1 protein-coding gene is annotated in these 708 nt (G+C 48.7%); it reads right to left on the bottom strand.

The window, feature by feature from the left end; translation table 11 throughout:
• A partial coding sequence (locus A3762_RS05305) for a tandem-95 repeat protein (RefSeq protein WP_156493257.1) occupies positions 1-708 on the bottom strand: 708 nt, incomplete at both ends.

The raw sequence follows: 708 nt of genomic DNA, 5'->3' as shown, positions 1-708 counted from the left end.
TCATCTATGGCTGTTGGGGCGTCATTCACTGGGTTCACTGTCAAATCGATATTAGCTGCGACTGTCGCTTCACCATCGAATACATCGAAACTAATATCGAGATCACCATTGAAGTTTGCAGCCGGTGTCAGCGTGAACGTCCCATCACCATTATCTGTAATCGTCAGTTCCGGATTGGCTGTCTGTAGATTCAATGCCGTGAGCGTATCACCCTCCACATCACTCGCTTGCGCCAAGAGCTGTTCTTGGCTCAGTGTGATACTCCCATCCTCATCAATTGCATAGGCCAAGTCACCTGAAACTGGCGGGTCATTCACAGGAACAACTACAATATTCGCTTGGGCCGTATCTGTACCACCCTGACCATCAGACACGGTAAAGTCGACGATGACATTACCATTGAAGTTCTCATTCGGTGCAAAGGTATATGTGTCATCTCCATTATCGGTGAAGATTCCATCCGTACCTGTGTATGCAACATCTGAGATACTCAGCGTATCGCCATCAACATCCGACGCTCCCGTTAACAGATCCCCATCTGTAAGCGTGATCGTCCCGTCTTCGTTCATCTGGAAATTCTGATCCTGCGCGACCGGCAGATCATTCACGCCGGTTACAGTTACGTCGACAAGAGCCGGGGTTACACCGCCATTACCATCCTCCACTGTGTAGCTGATAGAAAAATCACCATTAAAATCAGCAGCAGGT

Source organism: Oleiphilus sp. HI0125 (genome assembly GCF_001635355.1).
Note: the sequence above shows the minus strand (reverse complement) of the source record. Positions and strands in the feature narration are given on the sequence as shown.